General features: G+C 43.2%; 17 protein-coding genes and 1 tRNA gene. 6 read left to right on the top strand and 12 right to left on the bottom strand.

Features of this window, described 5'->3' with window-relative positions; translation table 11 throughout:
- Nucleotides 1–29 precede the first annotated feature (29 nt).
- From DW173_RS11230 to alaS, 3 genes are all read right to left on the bottom strand, one after another.
- Nucleotides 30–587 carry an RNA polymerase sigma-70 factor gene (locus tag DW173_RS11230; protein WP_117683350.1) on the bottom strand — a complete coding sequence of 186 codons (558 nt, stop codon included), beginning with the start codon at nucleotides 585–587 and terminating at the stop codon, nucleotides 30–32.
- 27 nt (nucleotides 588–614) lie between these two features.
- Nucleotides 615–2,852, bottom strand: coding sequence for a GH92 family glycosyl hydrolase (locus DW173_RS11225; protein ID WP_117683363.1), 2,238 nt, complete (start codon nucleotides 2,850–2,852; stop codon nucleotides 615–617).
- 523 nt (nucleotides 2,853–3,375) lie between these two features.
- Complete coding sequence (gene alaS / locus DW173_RS11215) at nucleotides 3,376–5,994, bottom strand: alanine--tRNA ligase (RefSeq protein ID WP_004315136.1); 2,619 nt, start codon at nucleotides 5,992–5,994, stop codon at nucleotides 3,376–3,378.
- Between the two features lie 171 nt (nucleotides 5,995–6,165).
- Here alaS and DW173_RS11210 point away from each other — a divergent pair, with 171 nt between their 5' ends.
- Nucleotides 6,166–7,134, top strand: a complete 969-nt coding sequence (locus tag DW173_RS11210; protein ID WP_004315137.1) for a M23 family metallopeptidase — start codon at nucleotides 6,166–6,168, stop codon at nucleotides 7,132–7,134.
- A gap of 20 nt (nucleotides 7,135–7,154) precedes the next feature.
- Nucleotides 7,155–7,499: a MerR family transcriptional regulator gene (locus DW173_RS11205; protein ID WP_004301384.1), complete on the top strand. Its 345-nt coding sequence runs from the start codon at nucleotides 7,155–7,157 to the stop codon at nucleotides 7,497–7,499.
- A 36-nt stretch (nucleotides 7,500–7,535) separates the two neighbouring features.
- Here DW173_RS11205 and DW173_RS11200 read toward each other — a convergent pair whose 3' ends face one another.
- From DW173_RS11200 to DW173_RS11180, 5 genes are all read right to left on the bottom strand, one after another.
- The gene (locus DW173_RS11200; protein ID WP_015532345.1) at nucleotides 7,536–9,776 is read right to left on the bottom strand and encodes a RelA/SpoT family protein; all 2,241 of its coding nucleotides are present in this window, start codon (nucleotides 9,774–9,776) and stop codon (nucleotides 7,536–7,538) included.
- Nucleotides 9,777–9,848: 72 nt separating this feature from the next.
- The gene (locus DW173_RS11195) at nucleotides 9,849–11,144 is read right to left on the bottom strand and encodes a lytic transglycosylase domain-containing protein (RefSeq protein ID WP_004315140.1); all 1,296 of its coding nucleotides are present in this window, start codon (nucleotides 11,142–11,144) and stop codon (nucleotides 9,849–9,851) included.
- A gap of 33 nt (nucleotides 11,145–11,177) precedes the next feature.
- The gene (locus DW173_RS11190) at nucleotides 11,178–12,065 is read right to left on the bottom strand and encodes a DUF5683 domain-containing protein (protein ID WP_004315141.1); all 888 of its coding nucleotides are present in this window, start codon (nucleotides 12,063–12,065) and stop codon (nucleotides 11,178–11,180) included.
- Nucleotides 12,066–12,956 (bottom strand): ParB/RepB/Spo0J family partition protein, encoded by an 891-nt coding sequence (locus DW173_RS11185; protein WP_120144460.1) that lies wholly within the window; start codon nucleotides 12,954–12,956, stop codon nucleotides 12,066–12,068.
- Nucleotides 12,957–12,971: 15 nt separating this feature from the next.
- Nucleotides 12,972–13,736, bottom strand: coding sequence for a ParA family protein (locus tag DW173_RS11180; protein ID WP_004301394.1), 765 nt, complete (start codon nucleotides 13,734–13,736; stop codon nucleotides 12,972–12,974).
- A 353-nt stretch (nucleotides 13,737–14,089) separates the two neighbouring features.
- Between DW173_RS11180 and surE the strand changes: the two genes are divergently transcribed.
- The 3 genes from surE to DW173_RS11165 all read left to right on the top strand — a co-directional run bounded on the left by surE (nucleotide 14,090) and on the right by DW173_RS11165 (nucleotide 16,972).
- Nucleotides 14,090–14,857, top strand: coding sequence for a 5'/3'-nucleotidase SurE (surE, locus tag DW173_RS11175; RefSeq protein WP_120144459.1), 768 nt, complete (start codon nucleotides 14,090–14,092; stop codon nucleotides 14,855–14,857).
- 92 nt (nucleotides 14,858–14,949) lie between these two features.
- Nucleotides 14,950–16,086, top strand: a complete 1,137-nt coding sequence (gene lpxB / locus DW173_RS11170; RefSeq protein WP_120144458.1) for a lipid-A-disaccharide synthase — start codon at nucleotides 14,950–14,952, stop codon at nucleotides 16,084–16,086.
- Between the two features lie 94 nt (nucleotides 16,087–16,180).
- On the top strand, nucleotides 16,181–16,972 hold the full coding sequence (locus DW173_RS11165) for a NigD-like protein (protein ID WP_120144457.1): 792 nt from the start codon (nucleotides 16,181–16,183) through the stop codon (nucleotides 16,970–16,972).
- A 106-nt stretch (nucleotides 16,973–17,078) separates the two neighbouring features.
- Here the strand turns inward: DW173_RS11165 and DW173_RS11160 are convergent, their stop codons facing one another.
- Genes DW173_RS11160 through rsfS form a run of 3 tightly spaced genes read right to left on the bottom strand, consistent with a single transcriptional unit; the run spans nucleotide 17,079 to nucleotide 20,466 of the window.
- Nucleotides 17,079–17,927, bottom strand: coding sequence for a phosphatidate cytidylyltransferase (locus DW173_RS11160; RefSeq protein ID WP_008020633.1), 849 nt, complete (start codon nucleotides 17,925–17,927; stop codon nucleotides 17,079–17,081).
- 16 nt (nucleotides 17,928–17,943) lie between these two features.
- Entirely contained in the window at nucleotides 17,944–20,097 is a 2,154-nt protein-coding gene (ftsH, locus tag DW173_RS11155) for an ATP-dependent zinc metalloprotease FtsH (protein WP_120144465.1), read from the bottom strand.
- A gap of 9 nt (nucleotides 20,098–20,106) precedes the next feature.
- Nucleotides 20,107–20,466, bottom strand: coding sequence for a ribosome silencing factor (gene rsfS / locus DW173_RS11150; protein ID WP_004310984.1), 360 nt, complete (start codon nucleotides 20,464–20,466; stop codon nucleotides 20,107–20,109).
- A 264-nt stretch (nucleotides 20,467–20,730) separates the two neighbouring features.
- Between rsfS and DW173_RS11145 the strand changes: the two genes are divergently transcribed.
- Nucleotides 20,731–20,801, top strand: a tRNA-Gln gene (locus DW173_RS11145).
- 339 nt (nucleotides 20,802–21,140) lie between these two features.
- On the opposite strand, the gene DW173_RS11140 is transcribed toward DW173_RS11145, so the two are convergent.
- Complete coding sequence (locus DW173_RS11140; protein WP_120144456.1) at nucleotides 21,141–22,994, bottom strand: DUF349 domain-containing protein; 1,854 nt, start codon at nucleotides 22,992–22,994, stop codon at nucleotides 21,141–21,143.
- Nucleotides 22,995–23,027 lie beyond the last annotated feature (33 nt).

Below are 23,027 nucleotides of genomic sequence, written 5' to 3'. Positions count from 1 at the left end.
TAATACAATTCAAAACGCAAAAACACTTATTATAATCGCCATAAAAATAAGAAAAGAATCGTCCAAAGAGGATCAAGTCGGCCACGCAAGTATTTTAAAGCCTTATACATATGGGCTTCCACCGTGCGGAGTGAAACTCCGAGAATATCGGCTATTTCCTTGTTTTTCATATCATGCAGATAGCTAAGTTTGAAAACCTCTTTGCATTTGTCAGGGAGTTCATTAATTGCATCATGAATTTCCTTGCGGAGTTCCTTATCTTCGATCCTCCGAATTACTTCGTTGTTGTCCGGTTGATAGAATTCTGCGCGTCTTTGGTTGATTTCTTCCATGGCAACACAATAACCGTCTTCCACACTGCGGTGTTTCAAGACGTTAAGGGCACGGGTGTAAACGGCACGATAGAGAAAGGCCTGGATTTGGTCGCCTATCTCTATGTGGTCTTTCCGCTTCCATAATTCTACAAATACGTCCTGCACTACATCCTCTGCTTCTTCTTCTCCCACCAGACGGGTTGCATAGAAAATCAGGCTGGGATAGTACCGGCGAAATAGTGCTTTATAGGTTATATCGAAGTTTTCGTTCATTCTCTCAATTGGTTGTTCAGGTTTGGCTTATGGGTTATTTTCTTCGAATATGACTCCAATTGCTTTAGGGGTGTTACTCATTTCGAATTCGACAGTTGCTCCACTCATGATTTGCTCGTGAGTAAGATATGTTTTGTCATACGGTTTTCCATCTATTTTGATGGATTGGATATAGATATTTTCTTTGTTCACTTTGGGGGCCAGTACGGTGAAAGTCTTTCCATTCGCCAGATGTAATTGCATTTCCGGGAATAGGGGAGTACCTATCTCGTATTTTCCACTGACGGGATTGACGGGGTAGAATCCCATCGCACTGAATACATACCATGCTGACATCTGTCCGCAATCTTCGTTGCCACAAAGACCGGCTGGTTCGTTCTTGTAGAGCTCGTTCATCACTTTGGCTACATATTCTTGTGTGCGATTTTCGTGTCCTATAGCATTGAACAGATAAATAACATGATGGCTCGGTTCATTGCCATGCGCATATTGTCCTATCATGCCCGTGCTGAAGATAGGTAGTTCGTCATCTGCTGCCGGATGATAGGTGAACATACTGTCCAGTTTTTCGGCAAATCGGTTTTTACCTCCTACAAGGTCGATCAGTCCGTTAATGTCATGCTGTACAGACCAAAAGTATTGCCATCCGTTGCTTTCGCAAATGTGTGGCGTATAGTCATCGGCTTTGAAATCCTTGATAAAGGTGCCTTTGTCGTCACGTGGCTGCATGAAAGAAGTGGCGGGGTTATATACATTCTTGTAGTTTTGAGAACGTTTGTAAAATTCGTCCGCAATGTCTTGTTTGCCCATCTTCTCCGCCATTTCGGCAATGCAATAGTCATCGAAAGCGTATTCCAGTGTTTTGGATAACGACCAGTTTTCTGCGTTGTAGTGGTCTGTTACGTTGTAAGGTATGTATCCTAATTCTTTGTAGAGTCCGATGCCGCGGTAATTATCCAGATTAGCCGTTGCTATGCAAGCATCCAAGGCTTTCTTTGCGTCGAAGTCGCCGATTCCTTTCAGATAGGCGTCTACAATAACAGGAACAGCATGATAACCGATCATCATGTCTGTTTCACTTCCGTAGAAGTTCCACACTGGCAGACGGCCATTCTGTTCGTAGAAGGCGATGAAGGATTTCACCATGTCGTTGACACGCTCGGGTTCGGTATAAGTAAAGAGCGGGTGGGCGGCACGGTATGTATCCCATAGGGAGAAAGTGCTATAATTAACCCAGCCGTCGGCTTGGTGTACTTTCTTATCGGGACCGTAGTAAGCTCCGTCTACATCACTGTAAATAGTTGGAGCAATCATTGAGTGATAGAGAGCAGTGTAGAAGTTCACTTTATCGTTCTCATTATCACCTTTTATTTCAATCTTTCCGAGCTGGCGGTTCCAGTTTGCTTTTGTTTCCGCCAAGTATTTGTCGAAGTTATTTTCGGGGACTTCAGCTTGCAGGTTTTTGGCTGCTCCTTCCATGCTGACACCGGAAACGGCAGTGTTTACTAATATCTGTTCATCCTTTTGGGTATTGAAATCGAAGCGGGCGATAACAGCGGTGCCGATACGTTTATTGTCTTTGATGATGGCAGTTGTGTCCAGTTCCATTTTCTCAAAAGGCTTGGAGAATCGGGTGCGGAAATAGATGTGTTGATCGCGTGCCCAGCCGTCGGAAAAACGGTAACCTTGAATGGTAACGGAGTCTACGACTTCGATATGAGAATCGTTGGTAAAATCCCAGTTCATGGCTTTCTTCAGATTTAAGAAGATAGCAGATTGGGCTTCCGGAAACGTATAACGTTGGATACCACAACGCTCGGTGGCAGTCAGTTCGACGTTGATGTTATAATCAGTCAGGCGTACTTGATAATAACCGGCATGAGCACTTTCATCCTTGTGGGAGAATTTAGAGTGGATGCCAAGTGGAGCTTCCGCTTCTTTGTAGGGAAGAGTGACAGGCATGAAAGAGATGTCATACAAATCTCCCGCTCCAGTGCCGGAAAGATGTGTGTGGCTGAAACCGGCAATCGTACTGTCCGGATAGAAATAACCGGAGATACGGTCCCATCCGGGGAGTCCGTTGTCCGGGCTAAGTTGCACCATGCCGAAAGGAGCTTGGGCACCAGGATAAGTGTTTCCAGTGAAGTCTGTTCCGATAAATGGATTTACATAAGATGTGTAATCTATTTCGTGTTTCTCTTGCGTAGGGGTACAAGAAATGAGCATGCAGGTTAACAGCAGGCATAGATAAGCAGGTGTTCTCATCATTCTTTAGGTATTAGTGATTACTTATTTTATTTATTTGAAGGATAAGAAAAATAATTAATCTGGTCACAAAGGTAGAAAAAAACTGTGACAAGCCTAAATTATAAGCTAATATTTTTAGAAAGAGACAAATAGACTTCTATTTTTTACCGGGTTTGTTGGTTTTTGGGGGAGGGTAGGAAATATCCTTCCCCGATGCTTTTATAGGGGATTCAAAAGGGGATTCAAGCTGAAATTGTTGTTGGTGAATTCACTTCTGTAAAATAGTGACGCTATCCGATGCAAATAGTGACGCTATATGCCTGCGATACCGTCACTATCCTGTGCATATACCGTCACTATTTTTCTCTATATTAATAGGGAGTTTCTTATGTATTTATTCAGACGCGTCTAATTTAAATCTTTACGTAAAAGAGGTTGTCTATAAGTCTCTTTTTAACGATTTCACCCCTATCAGAACAAACTCTGACAGGGGTGATTTCTTTTTTTTCGGGGCTTGTTAGACAGCCTCTTTTATTTATTCTTAGATTCCTGCCAGCTCCAGTACTTTTTCAACTGCTGCCGGTAGTCCATCAGCATTTTTACCTCCTGCAGTAGCGAAGTGAGGTTGGCCACCGCCGCCACCTTGAATCAGTTTTGCAGCTTCTTTTACCAGATTACCAGCTTTCAGACCACCAGCAACCAAATTATCGCTAAGCATTACTGTCAGCATCGGTTTGCCATTGTCTGTACTTCCGGCTACGAAGAACAAGTTTTCTGTGATTTCACCCCGAAGCTGGAAAGCGATATTCTTCACTACTTCTGCCGGTAGTGGGGCACAGAACTTGATTACTTTGATACCGTGGATCTCTTGTACATTTTTCAGTAGTCTTTCCTTCAAAGCTGCTTCTTTCTCTTTCATGAAGTCTTCTACCTGCTTTTTCAATCCTGCATTTTCATCCAGATATTTACGGATTGCAATTCTTAAGTCAGGAGCATTATTGAAGAGAGCCTTCAAGTCGCTAAGTGTATCTTGTATCGTATCCAGCATTTCTTCCACGCGTGCTCCGGTATAAGCTTCAATACGGCGAACGCCGGCAGCAACAGAACTTTCGGAGATGATTTTTACCATACCGATATTTCCGGTTGCAGCTACATGTGTACCACCACAGAACTCGATAGAAGTGCCGAACTGGATCACACGAACTCTGTCGCCATACTTTTCACCAAAGAGAGCGATAGCTCCCAACTCCTTAGCTTCCTCGATAGGAATATTGCGATATTCTTTCAATGGGATATTAGCGCGGATTCTTGCATTGACGATATGTTCAACTTTACGGATTTCTTCATCGGTCACTTTCTGGAAGTGAGAGAAGTCGAAACGCAATGAATCCGGTGTAACCAATGAACCTTTCTGTTCGATGTGTTCACCCAATACTTCACGTAAAGCAGCATCCAGCAAGTGGGTCGCCGAGTGATTGGCTGCGCAGGCAGCACGTTTGTCGGTATCTACACAAGCCATCATCGGAGCTTCCGGATGTTCGGGTAGCTTTTTGGTAATATGTATCGGAAGATTATTCTCTTTCTTTGTGTCGACCACTTCAATCGTCTCGAACTCGCTCACCAATACACCTGTATCACCTACCTGACCACCACTTTCTGCATAGAACGGAGTATAGTCGAGTACAATCTGATACAATGTCTGGTTCTTTTGTTTGATCTGACGGTAACGAAGGATAGAAGCCTCGTATTCAGTGTAATCGTAACCAACGAATTCAGTAGTTCCTTCTTTCAGTACAATCCAGTCACCAGTTTCGATGGCGGCAGCATTACGTGCACGCTGTTTCTGTTGCTGCATTTCTTCATTGAACTCTTCAATGTTGACAGTCATTCCGTTTTCACGGAGAATCAGCTCTGTCAAGTCGAGCGGGAAACCGAATGTATCATATAAAGTAAAGGCATCTTTACCGCTGATTTCAGTTTTTCCATTGGCTTTGGTATCTTCCATTGTCTTGTCCAATAGACGGATACCAGTTTCCAAAGTGCGGAGGAATGATTCTTCTTCTTCCTTGATTACTTTTTCAATCAGTGTCTTTTGTGCAACTAGTTCAGGATAAGCCTCTCCCATGTTATCAATCAATACAGGAAGCAACTTATACATAAATGCCTGTTTCTGTCCGAGGAAAGTATATCCGTAACGAACAGCACGGCGAAGGATACGGCGGATCACATAACCTGCCTTTGCATTAGACGGCAACTGGCCATCTGTGATTGAGAATGCAATGGTACGGATATGGTCGGCAATCACACGCATAGCAATATCTTGTTGCTTGTCTTTTCCATATTCTGTACCCGACATTGCTGCAATAGCTTTCAACATTGGCTGGAATACGTCTGTGTCGTAGTTGGATGTTTTGCCTTGCAGAGCCATACAAAGACGTTCGAATCCCATACCGGTATCAATAACCTTGGCAGGAAGCGGCTCAAGACTGCCGTCTGCTTTGCGGTTGTATTGCATGAACACGAGGTTCCAGATTTCAATTACCTGCGGGTGATCGTGGTTCACGAGGTCGCGACCGGAGATCTTGGCACGTTCTTCAGCAGGACGGAGGTCGATATGGATTTCGGAACAAGGTCCGCAAGGTCCTGTATCACCCATTTCCCAGAAGTTGTCGTGTTTGTTACCGTTGATGATGTGATCTTTCGGCAAGAACTGTTCCCAGTAGGAAGCAGCTTCGTCGTCACGGCTCAATCCTTCTTCAGGACTTCCTTCAAATACGGTTGCATAGAGATGTTCCGGATTCAGTTTCAAGACTTCTACCAGATATTCCCACGCCCAGCTGATCGCTTCTTTCTTGAAGTAATCGCCGAACGACCAGTTACCAAGCATTTCAAACATGGTGTGGTGGTACGTATCGTGTCCTACTTCTTCCAGGTCATTATGCTTTCCGCTTACACGCAAACATTTTTGCGAGTCCGCGACTCTTTGGTATTTCGCCGGATGGTTACCCAAAATAATATCTTTAAACTGGTTCATACCCGCGTTCGTAAACATCAGGGTAGGGTCATCTTTAATCACCATCGGAGCCGAGGGAACGATGTGGTGTCCTTTCGACTCAAAGAAATTCTTGAATGAATCTCTGATCTCTTTTGCAGTCAACATATAATGAAGAATTATGATTTATGAATTATGAATTATGGGCTGTGGGATATGAGAGAGGGGAGGAATCCCCAATAAATCATAAATCACAACTCATAAATTCGTAAAAACTGTGCAAAGATAGCTTGTTTTTATTACTTTTGCCGTATTAACAAGCGAAATATTTCCAAAAAGATGCGCAAAGTATACTACATCTATAATCCACAGACCCAGACTTATGATCGAATTTACCCTACCGTACGGCAGCGTGCGCTTAGTATCCTGCGTCGGCTTTTCTATGGAATGGGGTTGGGAGCAGGTTGCTTTATTGTATTGCTTTTGATTTTTGGTTCTCCGTCGGAGAAGGAATTAAGAATTGAAAACAGCCGTCTTTTGGCGCAGTACAATGTGCTTTCCCGGCGTTTGGACGACGCTATGGGGGTGCTTCAGGATATTCAGCAACGTGACGATAATCTGTATCGGGTGATTTTACAGGCAGATCCTGTTTCTCCGGCTATTCGTCAGGCAGGTTATGGTGGGACGAACCGTTACGAAGAACTGATGGATTTGGCGAATGCCAAGCTGGTGGTGAACACGACTCAAAAATTGGACGTGCTTTCCAAAAGGCTTTATATCCAGTCGAAATCTTTCGATGATGTGATTGATATGTGTAAGAACCATGATGAGATGCTGAAATGTATTCCGGCCATACAGCCTATTTCGAATAAGGATCTTCGTCAGACAGCATCCGGTTATGGTACACGTATTGACCCTATTTATGGTACGACAAAGTTCCATGCAGGCATGGACTTCTCTGCTCATCCGGGAACGGATGTATATGCTACCGGAAACGGAACAGTGGTGAAAGTGGGATGGGAAACCGGATACGGTAATACTATTGAGATAGATCATGGTTTCGGGTATCTTACTCGGTATGCTCACTTGCAGGGATTTAATACGAAAGTCGGAAAGAAAGTGGTACGTGGTGAGATTATCGGAAAAGTGGGTAGTACAGGAAAAAGTACTGGCCCGCATTTGCATTATGAAGTGTACGTGAAAGGGCAGGTAGTAAATCCGGTCAATTATTATTTCATGGATTTGAGTGCCGAAGATTATGAAAAGATGATTCAGTTGGCAGCCAATCATGGTAAAGTATTCGATTAAAATCTTAAAACAGGAGTGCTATGCTTAATACAGATAAAGAATTGAAGCTATATTATTCAATAGGAGAGGTTGCCGATATGTTCGGAGTCAATCCGTCATTGCTCCGTTTTTGGGAAAAGGAATTTCCGCAAATCTCTCCTAAGACAGCGGGAAGAGGAATACGTCAGTACCGCAAAGAAGACGTAGAAACGATCGGTCTTATCTATCATTTGGTAAAAGAAAAAGGCATGACACTTCCCGGTGCCCGGCAACGTTTGAAAGATAATAAAGAAGCTACGGTTCGTAATTATGAGATTGTAAATAAGCTGAAAGCGATAAAAGAAGAGCTTTTGGCTATTAAACGCGAATTGGATGGGCGGGAGTAGAATAACGTTGATCGATAACGAATGTGTCGATCAATGTTATTCTTCTACGCGGCTCACCTGTTTGATATTCTGTATTTTCTTCAGATTGTTACAGATGGTTTTCACATCATCCACGTCATGTACCCATAACTGAATTTTTCCTTCAAAGATACCATCTTCGGTTTCGATGGTTAGCTTACGGATATTTACATTGAGTTGTCTGGAGATAACCTGGGTGACTTCATTCAAAAGTCCCATGCTGTCTATACCTTTTATATATATATATACCAGGAAAGATAGTTCTTTGTGTGTATCCCATTCTGTTGCTAATATACGGTTGCCATAACTGCTCTTCAGTTTGGCGGCAACAGGACATTGGCGTTTGTGGATAATGATCCGGTCGTTTTCATCCACATATCCCAATACGTCATCACCGGGAATAGGATGGCAACATTCGGCCATGATATATTTCTTCTGCAAACTTTCTTCTGTCAGCTTGAGCACTTGCTTCGGATTGATCTTTTCTTTTTCTTGCGGCTCTTTTTCTTCTTGCTTCTCTTTATTGTTGCCGAAAGAGAAAGTCAGATATTTCTTCCAGTTACTGGTTTGCTTTTCTTTCAGTTCATTCTTATCCGCTTCTCCCAAGACGATTGCTTTGCTGCCAATGGCGGCCAGCAGTTCTTCTTCATTCTTGGCATTATGCAGTTTGCGCAGCTTCTCAATAACGGTTTCTTCAGGGCGGATTTCCTCTTTTTTCAAAAACTCGTTAAGGATTTCTTCACCTATCTTCTGGTTTGCTTTACGCTCTTTGCGGAGGATGGCTGCTATCTTGGCACGGGCACGGGCAGTGGTTGCAAAAACTTCCCATTGCGGTTGCACACGTTGCGATTTTGAAGTCAGGATCTCAACTTGGTCACCACTTTGCAATTTATGGCTTAACGGAACTAATTTGTGGTTGACTTTGGCACCAATACAATGGCTGCCAATATCCGTATGCAGGGAAAACGCGAAGTCGAGAGCCGTAGAATTCTGCGGCATAGTCTTCAGCTCACCTTTGGGGGTGAATACGAATATTTCAGAAGCAAATAAATTAAGTTTGATGGTATCCAGAAAATCAATGGCATCCGGTTGCGGATCATCCAATATCTCCTTAATGGTTTTCAACCATTTTTCCAACTCTCCTTCATCTTCGCTGCCTCCTCCTTCTTTGTATTTCCAGTGAGCGGCGAAACCTTGTTCGGCAACGTCATTCATTCGTTCACTACGAATCTGGACTTCAATCCATTGTCCGTTATTACCCATCAGGGTGACATGCAATGCCTGATAACCATTTGCTTTAGGATGGCTCACCCAGTCGCGCAGACGGTCCGGATGAGGCTTGTATATCTTGGAGATGGAAACGTAAATGTCGAAACAGTCGTTGAGTTCTTCTTCTATGTTACGTGGCTCGAAGATGATACGGACAGCTAGTAGATCAAATATTTCTTCAAAAGGAACATGCTTGGTCTGCATTTTGTTCCAGATAGAATAGATTGATTTTACGCGGGCAAGTATCCGGTATTTTAATCCCATCTTATCCAACTGTGTACGGATAGGAGCAGTGAAGTCGTTGAAAACTTTGTCGCGTTCGGCAGCTGTGGCATTCAACTTCTCTTCTATTTCCGCATATTCTTCGGGATGTTCATATTTGAAGCTTAGATTCTCAAGCTCTGTTTTTATTTTATAGAGACCCAGGCGGTTGGCGAGTGGCGCATAGATGTAAAGCGTTTCGCCTGCAATCTTATATTGCTTGTTGGGCAACATGGAACCGAGGGTACGCATGTTGTGCAAACGGTCGGCTATCTTGATAAGAATTACCCGGATATCGTTCGACATAGTGAGCAGTAACTTCTTGAAGTTCTCTGCTTGTGCTGAAGCACGGTCACCGAAAATTCCGCCGGATATCTTGGTCAGTCCGTCCACAATTTGGGCAATCTTCGGGCCAAAGATATTTTCAATGTCTTCTACTGTGTAATCAGTGTCTTCTACTACATCATGCAACAAGGCCGCACATATAGAAGTTGAACCCAGGCCGATCTCATTACATACAATACTTGCAACGGCAATCGGGTGCATAATATAAGGTTCGCCCGAACGACGTTTGATACCTTTATGCGCCTGATTGGCGAAGTTGAAAGCCTTCGTAATGATTTCAACCTTTTTGCGATGTTTAGTGTTGAGATAATCATTCAGTAGTTCGTGGAACGCCTGATTGATCATCTCTTCATCACTTATTTCTTTGGGGGGCAGATTATCCATAATTGTTATCCTTTCACTTGCTTAGTTCTGCAAAAATAAGCAAATTTCCGAACGATGCAAGCAGGAAGCTGTTTATTTGTATATTTTCAATCGTTTTCCTGCTGCAATTTTGGTGTTGGACATTCCATTCCACCTTTGTATATCCTTAATCGTGACGCCATACTTACCGGCGATGGTTGACAAAGTGTCTCCACTTTTTATTGTGTAGTAGGTCAGTTTGCCTTTACCGGCAACGGCTGTTGTCGTTTTGCGGGTTGAGGGGGTGATCTCCTTAACAGCAACGGTTTTCCGGTTGCGGAACAATTCGTCGGCGCGATGTGCATAGATTGTGTCTTGCTTATCTATAAAGGTACTGATAGCATCGATAGGAAGTCTTAAAGTATAAGGCTTGCTGTCACCCGGAATCATTTGCTTCTTATATTGCGGATTCAAACTCTTGATTTGATCCAAAGGTACATTGCAAAGATCAGCAATCTGTTCGAAGTGCAGGTTCTTGTTCACTTGTACTGTGTCGGTACTTGCCGGGATATTTGTTTCCATCGGACAAATATTATGGTCACAATAGTAAGTCATCACATAATTAGCGGCGATAAAGGCAGGTACGTAACCACGTGTTTCTTTAGGCAAGTAATTATAAATTTTCCAGTAATCCGTTTCGCCATTGGCACGGCGGATTGCCTTGTTGATAGTACCGGGGCCACAGTTATAAGCAGCAATCACAAGATTCCAGTCTCCATAGATATCGTACATTTCTTTGAGATAACGTGCGGCAGCCCAAGTTGCTTTAATCGGGTCGCGTCGTTCATCTACCAGGCTGTTTGATTCCAAGCCATAGATCTTACCTGTACCAATCATAAATTGCCACAGACCGGAAGCGCCTGCGCGTGACACGGCAGAGGGGTTTAATGCAGATTCGATAATCGGGAGATATCTAAGTTCCAGTGGAAGTCCGTATGCATCCAATGCTTCTTCAAAAATCGGCATATAGAAGTTGCAGGCACTTAACATGAAAGAAACCTGATTACGCAAGCGTCCTGCATACATATCGATGAATTTGCGGATAATATCATTATAAGGCATTTCCATGATAGCCGGAATGCGTGACAAGCGGTCGATATAGACAGAGTCGCTGAATAAAGGGTTGATTTCAGCTGTACTGCAATCTTTGCCTAAGTCAATATAATTTTTGGCTTTCCAGTCGTTCAACAGACTGTCAAGTGGATATGTCATACTTTTAGGCAGGTCGATGCTTTCTTTGCGTTCAGTTCCATTTTCACGAATCACTACATCTACACTTTGCGCTTTTACCTGCGACGTTGCCACCAGTAAAAGAAAAATAATCGAACAATAGTTAACTAATTTCTTCATGCTTCAATAATAAGATCAATCTAAATTGTGTTTTTAAAATCGTAATACGCATTGCAGACCAACCGACTTGCTTTTTAAACTGCTGGAGCGGAACTGGTTGTTATTGTCGATAACAGCCGGTTCTACTTTCATACTCAAGTCGGGGGTTATATCGAAGTTAGACAACTCTGCATCTACATAAGCGTCGATGATAGAGATCAGGTAAACTCCGATAAAAGCAAATATACTAAGGTCCCGATAACGACGGAACATATCTTTTCTTCGTTTTAGTGTGTTTTTTAGCTGCTCCTCATTATAAGTGGAGTTCGGGGGCAACAAGTCTTCGTAACTTTTCGTATTCGGGTTGCTGTCCATAATGTCCAGATAGGCTTGCGAATAGTCTTTGTACATCTTACCGTTCCAACTTAAGGCGTAAGCACAACCAGCAAATCCTCCATATATAATAGGTAATTTCCAGTATTTACGGTTGTAAATCTGTCCTCCACCGGGGAATACGACTGCCAGCCATGTTGCTTTGGTCGGATTCGGTATAAATATTTTCTTGTTAATATCTTGAGCAGGTGGCGGCACAGTGTCGGTCTTTACAACAATGGAGGCAGGCTGCTCTATCTTTTTCAGCTCTTTCTTGTTGGCTGCATCCAAGCTGTCCGCTATCTGTATTTTAGCAGCTGACAAACTGTCGATGGCCGGAAGTTCTTTGGATGGTATGATTTGGATAGAATCCTTCTTCACCGAGTCCTGTATAATCGGATCACGATGCCTTCGTGCACGGGCTTTCGGCGCTTCGCGCTGTATGATTGTTGTATCTTTCCGTGCCGGAGTAACAGTGGATTGTGCATACACATCAATCCCTGCCACCTGTAAAAAACAGAGAAGCAGGGCGCTGACTAGTAACTGATATTTCTTACTTTTTCTTGTCATTTACTTCTTTAGCGTATCGAAGATTTCCATGATACGTTCCAGTTCCTCCTCGTTCCCGAAAGGAATACTGATCTTGCCTTTTCCCTTTTCAGAGCAGGTGAGTTGTACCTTGGTGTTGAAAAAGCCGGAGAGTTGTTGCTTCAATAAGTTGAATTCTTCAGGAAGTTTGCCACGTTTGGGTGTTATTTTCCGTGTGCCGCTTTTCACAGCTTCTCCTTCGCTTAATGATTTAACAATTTCTTCTACTTTGCGGACTGAATATCCGTGTTCTTGTATTTCTTCGAATATTTTAACTTGTAGTTTAGGGTCGCCTAATGAAATCAGTGCACGGGCATGTCCCATGTCCAACTGCTTGTTTTGCAGGGCCATCTGTATCGGAGCCGGCAATTTCAGTAAGCGCAGGTAGTTGGCGATCGTCGTTCGTTTCTTTCCGATACGTTCGCTAAGACGTTCCTGTGTCAGTTCGTACTGATCGAGCAGATGCTGGTAGGCAAGTGCGATTTCTACGGCATTCAGGTCTTCACGCTGGATATTTTCAATCAGCGCCATTTCCATCATGTTTTCGTCGTCGGCAGTGCGTATATAGGCAGGGATTGTTTTCAGTCCTGCTTTTTGTGACGCACGATAACGACGTTCTCCCGCGATGATCTGATACTCATCGTCCGAGAGTTTGCGTAAGGTAATAGGTTGGATGATACCGATTTCCGCAATGGAATCAGCCAGTTCCTGCAATGCTGTTTCGTCAAACTCACGGCGGGGCTGGTTGGGATTGACAGTAATCTTTGCCAGCTCTATTTCATTAATGGAAGAAGACCCTTCGGTTTTCACATCATCCATTGAGAGCAAGGCGTCGAGACCACGTCCTAATGCATTTCTTTTTTGTGTTGCCATATCTTCTTCTTTCTTTTATTTATTTCGGTTGATAATCTCTTTAGCAAGAGCCAGGTGGTTTTTGGCGCCGGTAGATTCCGCATCGTAAAGGATGGTCGGGACACCGTAGCTGGGAGCTTCGCTCAATTTCACATTTCGTTGAATAACGGTGTTGAACACCAGTTCCTGGAAATGACGTTTCACTTCGTCGTAAATCTGATTAGCCTGACGCAGACGAGAGTCATACATTGTCAGTAAGAAACCTTCGATTTCTAAAGCCGGATTCAGTTTCGACTTGATGATTTTGATGGTATTCAACAATTTGCTGATACCTTCAAGAGCAAAATATTCAGCTTGAACGGGGATAATCACGGAGTCGGCTGCCGTCAGGGCATTGATCGTGATCAGTCCTAATGAAGGCGAACAGTCTATCAGGATATAGTCATATTCTTTCTTCAAAGGCGTGAGTACTTCTTTTAGTATCTTTTCTCGGTTTGGGAGGTTCAGCATTTCAATCTCTGCTCCTACAAGATTGATGTGCGAAGAGATTACTTTCAAAGAATCAATCTCCGTGTCAAGGATAGCGTCCTGTACGTTGGCTCTGTCAATAATACATTCATAGATAGTGCATTCCGACTGCTTGATGTCTACTCCCAGACCGGAAGAGGCATTAGCTTGCGGGTCGGCATCTACTACGAGTACCTTTTTTTCCAGTGTAGCAAGTGAAGCTGCGAGATTAATCGTAGTCGTTGTCTTTCCTACACCGCCTTTTTGATTGGCCAAAGCAATAATTTTTCCCATATTCTCTAAATTTATTGGCAGCGAAATAAGTGATAAATCCTTAGAGCGCCTACGAAAAAAGAGAAACTTTGCAATTTCTGTTGATAAGTCGCCTGTTTTGTTAATAACTGTCGGACGAAACGGTTACCAAACTTCGACAGGTTCATCATCTACCTTTCTCTTTATGAGCTTGCAAATATACATATTTATATTGGATATTTATTTCTTTTTTTGCTCGCTTGCAGAAGATTAAGATTTGTAAACGGGTAGGAGTGGGGGGAAGAGACTTTTCGATCTGATGCGGGGAGGTGTTTGGTGGTACGGCTTCTTTTTGTTACTTTTGTGCGAATATAAAAAAGGAAAGGATTGAATATATGGAAAAAGAGAAGCCGTTGATACTTGTTTCGAATGACGATGGCGTGATGGCTAAAGGTATTAATGAACTGGTGAAGTTTCTTCGCCCTTTGGGTGAGATTATAGTGATGGCACCTGATGCTCCGCGTTCCGGTAGTGGGTGTGCGCTGACGGTGACGCAGCCGGTTCATTACCAGTTAGTAAAGAAAGAAGTGGGCTTGACTGTTTATAAATGTTCGGGAACACCGACCGATTGCATCAAATTGGCACGAAACACAGTGCTCGACCGGACTCCGGATCTGATAGTCAGCGGTATCAATCATGGAGATAACTCTGCCACTAACGTGCATTATTCCGGTACGATGGGAGTGGTGTTTGAGGGCTGTTTGAATGGAATCCCTTCTATTGGCTTCTCCTTGTGCAATCATGCACCTGATGCTGATTTTGAAGCTGCCGGACCTTATATCCGCAATATCGCTTCTATGATCTTGGAAAAAGGACTTCCTCCTTTAACTTGTCTGAATGTAAACTTTCCCGATACAGCCAATATAAAAGGAGTGAAAATCTGTGAGCAGGCGAAAGGACATTGGACGAATGAATGGACTGCCTGTCCCCGTTTGAATGATCCGAACTACTTTTGGCTGGCCGGTGAATTTGCCGATCATGAACCTGAAAACGAGAAGAACGATCATTGGGCTTTGGCAAATGGTTATGTTGCTATCACCCCAACTACGGTTGACGTGACGGCTTATCACTTTATGGACGAACTTAATAAATGGTTTAATTAGTTGAAATTTGAAAGTTGAAAAAGAAAGCATGACGCCCTGTTAGTCATCTATCCCTACCAACTCTCAACTCTCAACTCTCAACTCTCAACTCAATGAAGTATTATCTGATTGTCGGTGAAGCTTCCGGCGATTTGCACGCCTCTCATCTGATGGCTGCCTTAAAGGCAGAAGACCCGCAGGCTGATTTCCGTTTTTTCGGAGGTGACTTGATGGCGGCTGTCGGAGGAACAATGGTGAAGCATTATAAGGAGTTGGCATACATGGGATTTATCCCTGTATTACTCCATCTGCGCACTATCTTTGCAAATATGAAGCGTTGCAAAGAAGACATTGTTTCCTGGGAACCGGACGTTGTTATTCTGGTAGATTATCCGGGATTCAATCTTGATATTGCCAAGTTTGTCCATGCAAAGACACAGATACCGGTTTACTATTATATTTCTCCGAAGATATGGGCGTGGAAAGAATACCGTATCAAGAATATAAAACGAGATGTAGATGAGCTTTTCTCCATTCTTCCTTTTGAAGTGGAATTCTTCGAAGGAAAGCATCAATACCCCATTCACTATGTAGGAAACCCTACCGTGGATGAGGTGGCAGCCTATCAGGCTGCTCATCCGAAAAATAAGGAGCACTTTATTGCGGAGAACCAATTGGAGGATAAGCCGATTATCGCTCTTCTTGCCGGTAGCCGGAAACAGGAAATCAAAGATAATCTGCCGGATATGTTGAAGGCTGCTTCCGCTTTTCCTGATTATCAGCTTGTCTTGGCCGGTGCACTTGCCATTGCTCCCGAGTATTATAAACAATATGTAGGAGAGGCGAAGGTGAAAATCATTTTCGATCAGACTTATAGCCTGTTGCAACATGCAGATGTAGCTTTAGTTACTTCGGGTACAGCTACGCTTGAGACGGCATTGTTTCGTGTTCCTCAAGTGGTTTGTTATTACACTCCGATCGGGAAAGTGGTTTCTTTTTTGCGGCGTCATATCTTAACTGTGAGATTTATTTCGTTGGTTAATTTGATTGCTGACCGTGAAGTGGTAAAGGAACTGGTGGCAGATACGATGACCGTGAAGAATATGCAGAGCGAATTGAGAAATATCATTGAAAATGAAGCGTATAGAAATGAGATGCTTTCGGGATATGAATATGTAGCCGAACGGTTAGGACCTGCCGGTGCTCCTCGTCATGCAGCTCGTGAAATGCTGCGTTTGTTGAAAAAATAACTTTCTTTTTCTGAATAAACGTAAAGCCGATGCAGTAAATGCACGGCTTTTTTATTTATAAAGCAGAAGACTAAAATAAAGAAAGGAAAAAGATATGAAAAAATTTAAGTGGCTTTTAGGAATCTTATTATTGGCATTAGTGCCAATGTTGCAATCATGTGATGATGATGGTTATTCTATTGGAGATTTCAGCTGGGACTGGGCGACTGTCCGTGCAATCGGTGGAGGAGGATATTATTTGGAAGGTGATAATTGGGGGGTGATTGATCCGGTTGCTACTTCTATTCCTTGGTTTAAACCAGTGGACGGTGAACGTGTTGTGGCTTTTTTCAATCCTTTGTATGACATGGAAGGAGGAAAAGGAGTTCAAGTGAAGATGGAAGGCATACAGGAACTGTTGACAAAAGAAGTGGAAGATATGTCGACAGAGGAAGAAGCGGAAGAATTCGGAAATGATCCTATTCTGATTTATCAGGGTGATATGTGGTTGGGAGGAAAGTTCTTGAACGTAATTTTCCGCCAGGAGTTGCCTCGTTCGGAGAAACATCGTATCAGTCTTGTGCAAAATAAGATGGAACCGGGAGAGCCGGGCGAACCGTCAGAACCGGGAACATTGAATGTGGATGAAGATGGTTACATACATTTGGAACTGCGTTATAATACGTATGAGGATGTGACTGACTATTGGGGATGGGGACGAGTTTCTTATAATCTGGAAAAGTTCTTCCCTACGCCGAAAGATTCCTGGGTAGCACCCAAAGGGTTTAAGGTGACAATAAACTCAAGAGAACATGGAGAAGGAAGAGTGATTGTGCTTGATCTGGATCATCCGGTCGGTGTACCGGAAGCAGCAAAGGATGTTCATTCCACTTCTTCGATCCGATAACCTAACTATGATTTACTGTGTGTGAAAAAGGTCGGGATACTTCCGTAGAAGTTCCCGACCTTTTGTATTTTGTTTCAGTTCTAATCGATTGAGAAAGAATCCCCCGTTAGAACCATGTTAATGCATATAGATAAACGACTGCTGCCGGTATAGCCATCAGGGAACTGTCAAAGCGGTCGAGCATCCCACCGTGTCCCGGAAGAATGGTTCCCGAATCCTTAACGTGCAACTGGCGTTTCAATAACGACTCCGTCAGGTCGCCCCATGTACCGAATATAACAACCACCAGTGCCAGTCCTGCCCATTCAATCATTGACATAAATGGGAAGTAGTGAGCGAGTATAAAAGATACTCCGATTGCTACCACTCCGCCGCCGATAGAACCTTCCCATGATTTCTTGGGAGAGATACGTTCAAACAACCGGTGTTTGCCGATCAATGAACCGATGCAATAGGCTCCCGTGTCATTCAGCCAGAGAAAAATAAAGATGGATAGCGGTAGGATAGGATTGTAACTTACGCTACTGTATTCTGATCCCGGATCGTTATGGAATGCCAATACATTCAGCAAAGCAAAAGGCAGTCCGATATAAAGTTGGCTAAGCATAGAATAAGCCCAGTTAAGTACCGGGTTTTCCTTTTTCAGATACAACTCGCTAATCATCATGTAAAGCAATAAAAGCACATACGGGATGAATATCTTCGAATCGGCCGCATCAATGCAGAATCCCATGACTGCAAGGAATAGGTAAGCCCCGCCGAGCATATTAATGGTCTTGTTTATCTTCACTCCTTCTGCGCGCATATTTACCAGCTGTCCGAACTCATAAATGGTCAGTGCGCTGATAGCGGTGAACAGAATACCAAAGCTGAATGCGTCATAAAGGATGCACCCTACCAAGATGGCAACGAAGAGTACACCCGTAATAGCTCGTTTTATGAAATTATTAATCAAAATCTATTCGTTTTAATTAGTTGGACCCGTTAGCTTGTTCTTCCCCATTGGATTTACCCTCTACGGTAACTTTGCCCTCCACAGTAACCTTTTTACCTTCTGCGGCAACTTTGGTGTCTATGGGTGCTTGTTTTTCTTTTGCGGTATTTTCAGCTTCCTCTTCTTTGATTTCTTTTTCTTCTTCTTTCAGCTTTTGGGCAAGTTCTCTTTCAGCTCTTGCGGCATCCTGGCTTTCTTTAGCAGCCATGATTTCTTCCGAACGGGAAGCCCAGGGGCGTTTACCGAAGATACGTTCAACGTCTTCCGCGAAGATTACTTCTTTGTCAATCAGTAATTGCGTCAGTTCGTTGTGTCCTTCTTTATTCTCGGACAGAATTTTCTTGGCACGGTCATACTGCTCGTTCACCATTCTCTTGACTTCTTCGTCAATCAATTCGGCTGTCTTTTCGCTGTATGGACGGTTGAAAGAATATTCATCGTTGTTGTAATAACATAAGTTCGGCAGCTTGTCGCTCATACCTAAATAGGCAATCATGCCGTATGCCTGCTTAGTCACCCTTTCCAGGTCGTTCATGGCACCAGTTGAGATGCGGCCGAGGAATAAATCTTCAGCGGCGCGTCCTCCCAAAGTAGCACACATTTCGTCCAGCATCTGCTCCTTGGTAGTGATCTGACGTTCTTCCGGCAGATACCAGGCAGCTCCCAATGCACGTCCGCGAGGAACAATCGTAACCTTAATCAATGGGTTGGCATATTCCAACAACCAGGAGATAGAGGCGTGTCCTGCTTCATGCAAAGCGATGGAGCGTCTTTCTGCTTCCGTTGTAATCTTGGTTTTCTTTTCCAGACCACCGATGATGCGGTCTACCGCATCCAGGAAATCCTGTTTGCTTACGAATTTCTTCCCGTGGCGGGCAGCGATCAGTGCAGCCTCATTGCAGACATTGGCAATATCCGCACCCGAGAATCCCGGTGTCTGACGTGCCAGCAAGTCCACATCTACACTATCGTCTATTTTAATCGGGCGCAAATGCACGCCAAATACTTCTTTACGTTCGTTTAAGTCGGGCAGGTCTACGTGTATCTGACGGTCAAAACGTCCTGCACGGAGCAGTGCCTTGTCGAGTACGTCTACACGGTTGGTAGCAGCAAGGATAATCACACCGCTATTGGAACCGAAACCGTCCATTTCTGTCAGCAACTGGTTCAATGTGTTTTCGCGTTCGTCATTTCCTCCCATTGCAGGGTTCTTGCCACGAGCACGTCCTACGGCATCAATCTCATCAATAAAGACGATACAGGGAGCTTTTTCTTTAGCCTGTTTAAACAAGTCGCGAACACGGGATGCACCTACACCCACAAACATTTCCACGAAGTCGGAACCTGCCAATGAGAAGAAAGGCACATTCGCTTCGCCGGCCACAGCTTTGGCAAGCAATGTTTTACCGGTTCCCGGAGGGCCTACCAGCAATGCTCCCTTGGGTATCTTACCTCCCAAATCCGTATATTTCTGCGGTTCTTTTAAGAACTCTACGATTTCCTCCACTTCTTGTTTTGCTTCAGCCAGCCCCGCTACATCTTTAAATGTAATCTTGATGGCTCCGCCTTTTTCAAAAAGCTGGGCTTTTGATTTTCCTACATTAAATACGCCGCCGGGGCCACCACTGCCGCCTCCGCTCATACGGCGCATGAAGAATATCCATAACGCAACCAGCAAGACAAGCGGGAGTACCTGAATCAGAATTGCGGGGAAAATATCCGATTTGGGCGGATAGTCGGATGAACCGTCAAAATGACCGGCTTCCTTTTCTGCCTGCAAAAACTCTTCCAGTTTATCGGTAGACGGGGTTCTACTTGTAATGACAGGGTTGCGTCCCACCTTGGTAGAGTCGGCTCCAAAAACAGCCCCTACGGCAGTCGGTTTGAGGAAAGCTTCGATTGATTTATCTTCATAACCCAATACTTTGCTGACATAACCCTTTTTAACATAGTCCTGAAACTCGCTGTAAGTTACAGCTTTGCTTCCTGCTCCTTTTGAATCACTGCCCCACCAGAGGCCGAGAAGCATAAGGGCAATAATCATATACATCCAGTTCAGGTTGAACTTGGGCATATTAACCTTATTGTTAGGTTTATTGCTATTGTTATTATTGCTATTATTATTGTCCATAATCATTAATTAGTCTAGATCGGGGATTTGAGTAAGTTTAGCATCTGCCCAGAGGTGCTCAAGATTATAAAAAGCTCTTGTCTCCGGCAAAAAAACGTGTACCAATACATCGGCATAGTCCATAGCTACCCATTCTGCATTCCGGAGTCCGTCGATTGCATAAGGCTTGCTGTCCGCACCTTTGCGTGTAAATTCCTTGATTGAATCTACTATTGCACTCACTTGACTGGGAGAATTTCCCTGACAGATAACGAAATATTTACAGATGGTATCTTCTATGCTGGTTAAATCGGCAACGACTATCTTTTTACCTTTTTTCTCTTGAATTCCTTCTTTTATTTTTTCAATTAATACTTTAGTATCGTTCATTCCTGTAATTGGGATTAATAATTCATGTTCTCTATTTGTTTATAACAAAAAAAGGTGACCCTTTGTTTCTGATAATAAACGTGATATTTTTGACAAATATACGCTGATTTATTGGATACAAGAAAGTTATCCCTCAATTTTTGTGTTTTTTAGTGGAGATACTTTTGTTTGGAAAGCTTATTTGGACATTTTTGCAAAAAAAATATCGGATTTGTTTTGAATTCCCAAAATATTTGTATCTTTGCACCCGCAAACGAAAATCATTGGGCTATGGTGTAATGGTAACACTACAGATTCTGGTCCTGTCATTCCTGGTTCGAATCCAGGTAGCCCAACAATTTATAAGACAAAATAAGCTAAAAGCCGTTATTACCTAGTAATAACGGCTTTTTTGCATGTTTAACAGTATGTGTCTCTAAACTTCTCACCATCAAGAGGTCACATTATAGGTCACTGGAAGTTTTAAAAAAACAGTTCCTCGGTGGCAAATTCGGTGATACGAATGCATGTTGATAGTCCGAAAAACGCTAATCTTATGAAAAGCCGTGAAGTTGATTGATAAAGAATAAATCCTTAAACTGGCTGTCGTCTTGTTTAGTAGAAAAGAAAAACAGGTTTTATAGCTCAAGTAAGTATAAAACCTGTTTCTAATTTTTCTAAATCGGGCAGAACTCTTATTCTTCTGCTTTTATTGATTCATCGATTACTTTGATCTTTTGTAATACCAGTTCCAAGTCTGCTTTCAACTTATCTACCTTGCGGTTCAATTCAGTCAACAGGCTGCTGCCTTTCTTAGAAGTAGAAGTCAGGAAGCCCAGATTGTTCTCATAAGTCTGAAGCTCATTCTTCATATTCTCATAAGTACGTACCAGCTTTTCGCGTTCTCTGTACAGAGATTGAGTACCGCTTCCCTGGATATTGCTGATATTCGAACGGAAGTTACTTAACTTCTTGTTGGAAGCATTGATGTTAAAGCGGTCGAATAGCTGATCGATGATTCCGTGATACTGCTTGTATAACTTATCTTTTTCTTTGAACGGCACATGACCGATAGAGTTCCACTCTTTCATTAAATCCCGAACCAAGGTACTTGCTTCTTCGGTATCCATGCTTTCATCAATAGCGGATAACTTCTCGATCAACGCTTTCTTCTTTTCCATATTCTCTGTTTCTACAGAACGTTGTGAAGAAGTAGCTTTGTTCTTTTGTTCGAAGAAGTAGTCGCAAGCTGTGATAAACCGTTTCCAGATAGCATCCGAGTGTTTCTTGGCAACAGGTCCGATGGTCTTCCATTCTTTTTGAAGTTTGGTCAGTGCATCGGCAGTTACTTTCCAGTCTGTACTATCTTTCAAGGCTTCCGCTTTTTCGCAGAGCGCTTTTTTCTTTTCCAGATTCTCGTTCATTCCTTCTTTCAGGCTCTTGAAGAATTCTCCTTTCTTCTTGAAGAAATCATCGCAGGCATGGCGGAAACGTTCGAAGATCTTCACATTCATCTTCTGGGGCGCAAAACCAATGGTTTTCCATTTGTTTTGCAAGGCAATCACTTCCTGGGTCTTGTTTTCCCAAGCAGAGAATGTTTTCAGTTCATCATACTCAATCGCTTCAACGATTTCGCAGATGACGGTTTTTTGATCCAAATTATGCTGTTCGGCTTCTTTCAACGATTCGAAGTGCTGCTGATGGCGGCGGTTGACAGCGGTAGAAGCTGCTTTAAACCGGTTCCAGATTTCATCACGCAGTTCTTTGGCTACCGGACCTGTATCGCGGAACTCCTGATGCAACTTCTGAAGTTGGTGGAAAGCGGAAACAACATCTTCCTCGTCAGCCAACTTTTCGGCAGCTTCGCAGAGATGTGTTTTGATTTCCAGATTCTTTTTGAAGTCGTATTCGCGGAATTCATTGTTCAGTTTCAATAAATCGTAGAACTTCTCTACATATAATTGATAGTTTTTCCAAAGTTCATTCACTTTACCTTGCGGCACCAGTTTCGTATCATTCCATTGCTGTTGCAGCTTCTTGAACTCCGTATAAGATTTGTTGGCGTCATCTCCGGATTCCACCAATTCTTTCAGTTCTTCAATAATGGAAAGTTTCACTTGCAGGTTTTCTTCCTTTTGGCGTTCCAGCTCGGCAACCTGTTTACTGCGTTTTTCCTTGATAACCCCCATCAGGCGTTTGAATTCTTCTTCCGTCGGGTCCTCTTCGGCAACAAAATCTTCAATGTTTCCACCGTTGTCTGTAAACTGTACCTTAGCAGCTTCCAACTCGGCATTATGTAACTTGTAGAATAATTGTTTCAGATTGTCAATATCCTGCTTGTTCGCATTTTCAGCATCTTGCGCAAGCTCTTTTAGCTGGTTTAGTACATCTTCCTTAGTGGCAGGTTTAGGAGCTGCTTCAGGTTGAACTTCGGCAGTAACATCTTCAGCCGGAGTCTCTGTAATAGCTTCAGAAACCTCGACTGTTTTCTTTTCTTCTTCTAATTCCCCTTGGTTCAAGGGTTGATTAGTGTCATGAGCGTCCATCATTGTATATTAGTTTTGGGTCACAAATTAATGAAA

It is taken from the genome of Bacteroides sp. AM16-13, assembly GCF_003602705.1.
In the GTDB taxonomy this organism is placed as follows: Bacteria; Bacteroidota; Bacteroidia; order Bacteroidales; family Bacteroidaceae; genus Bacteroides; species Bacteroides xylanisolvens.
The sequence above is the reverse complement of the archived record's forward strand: the minus strand, read 5'-3'. Positions and strand labels throughout refer to the sequence as shown.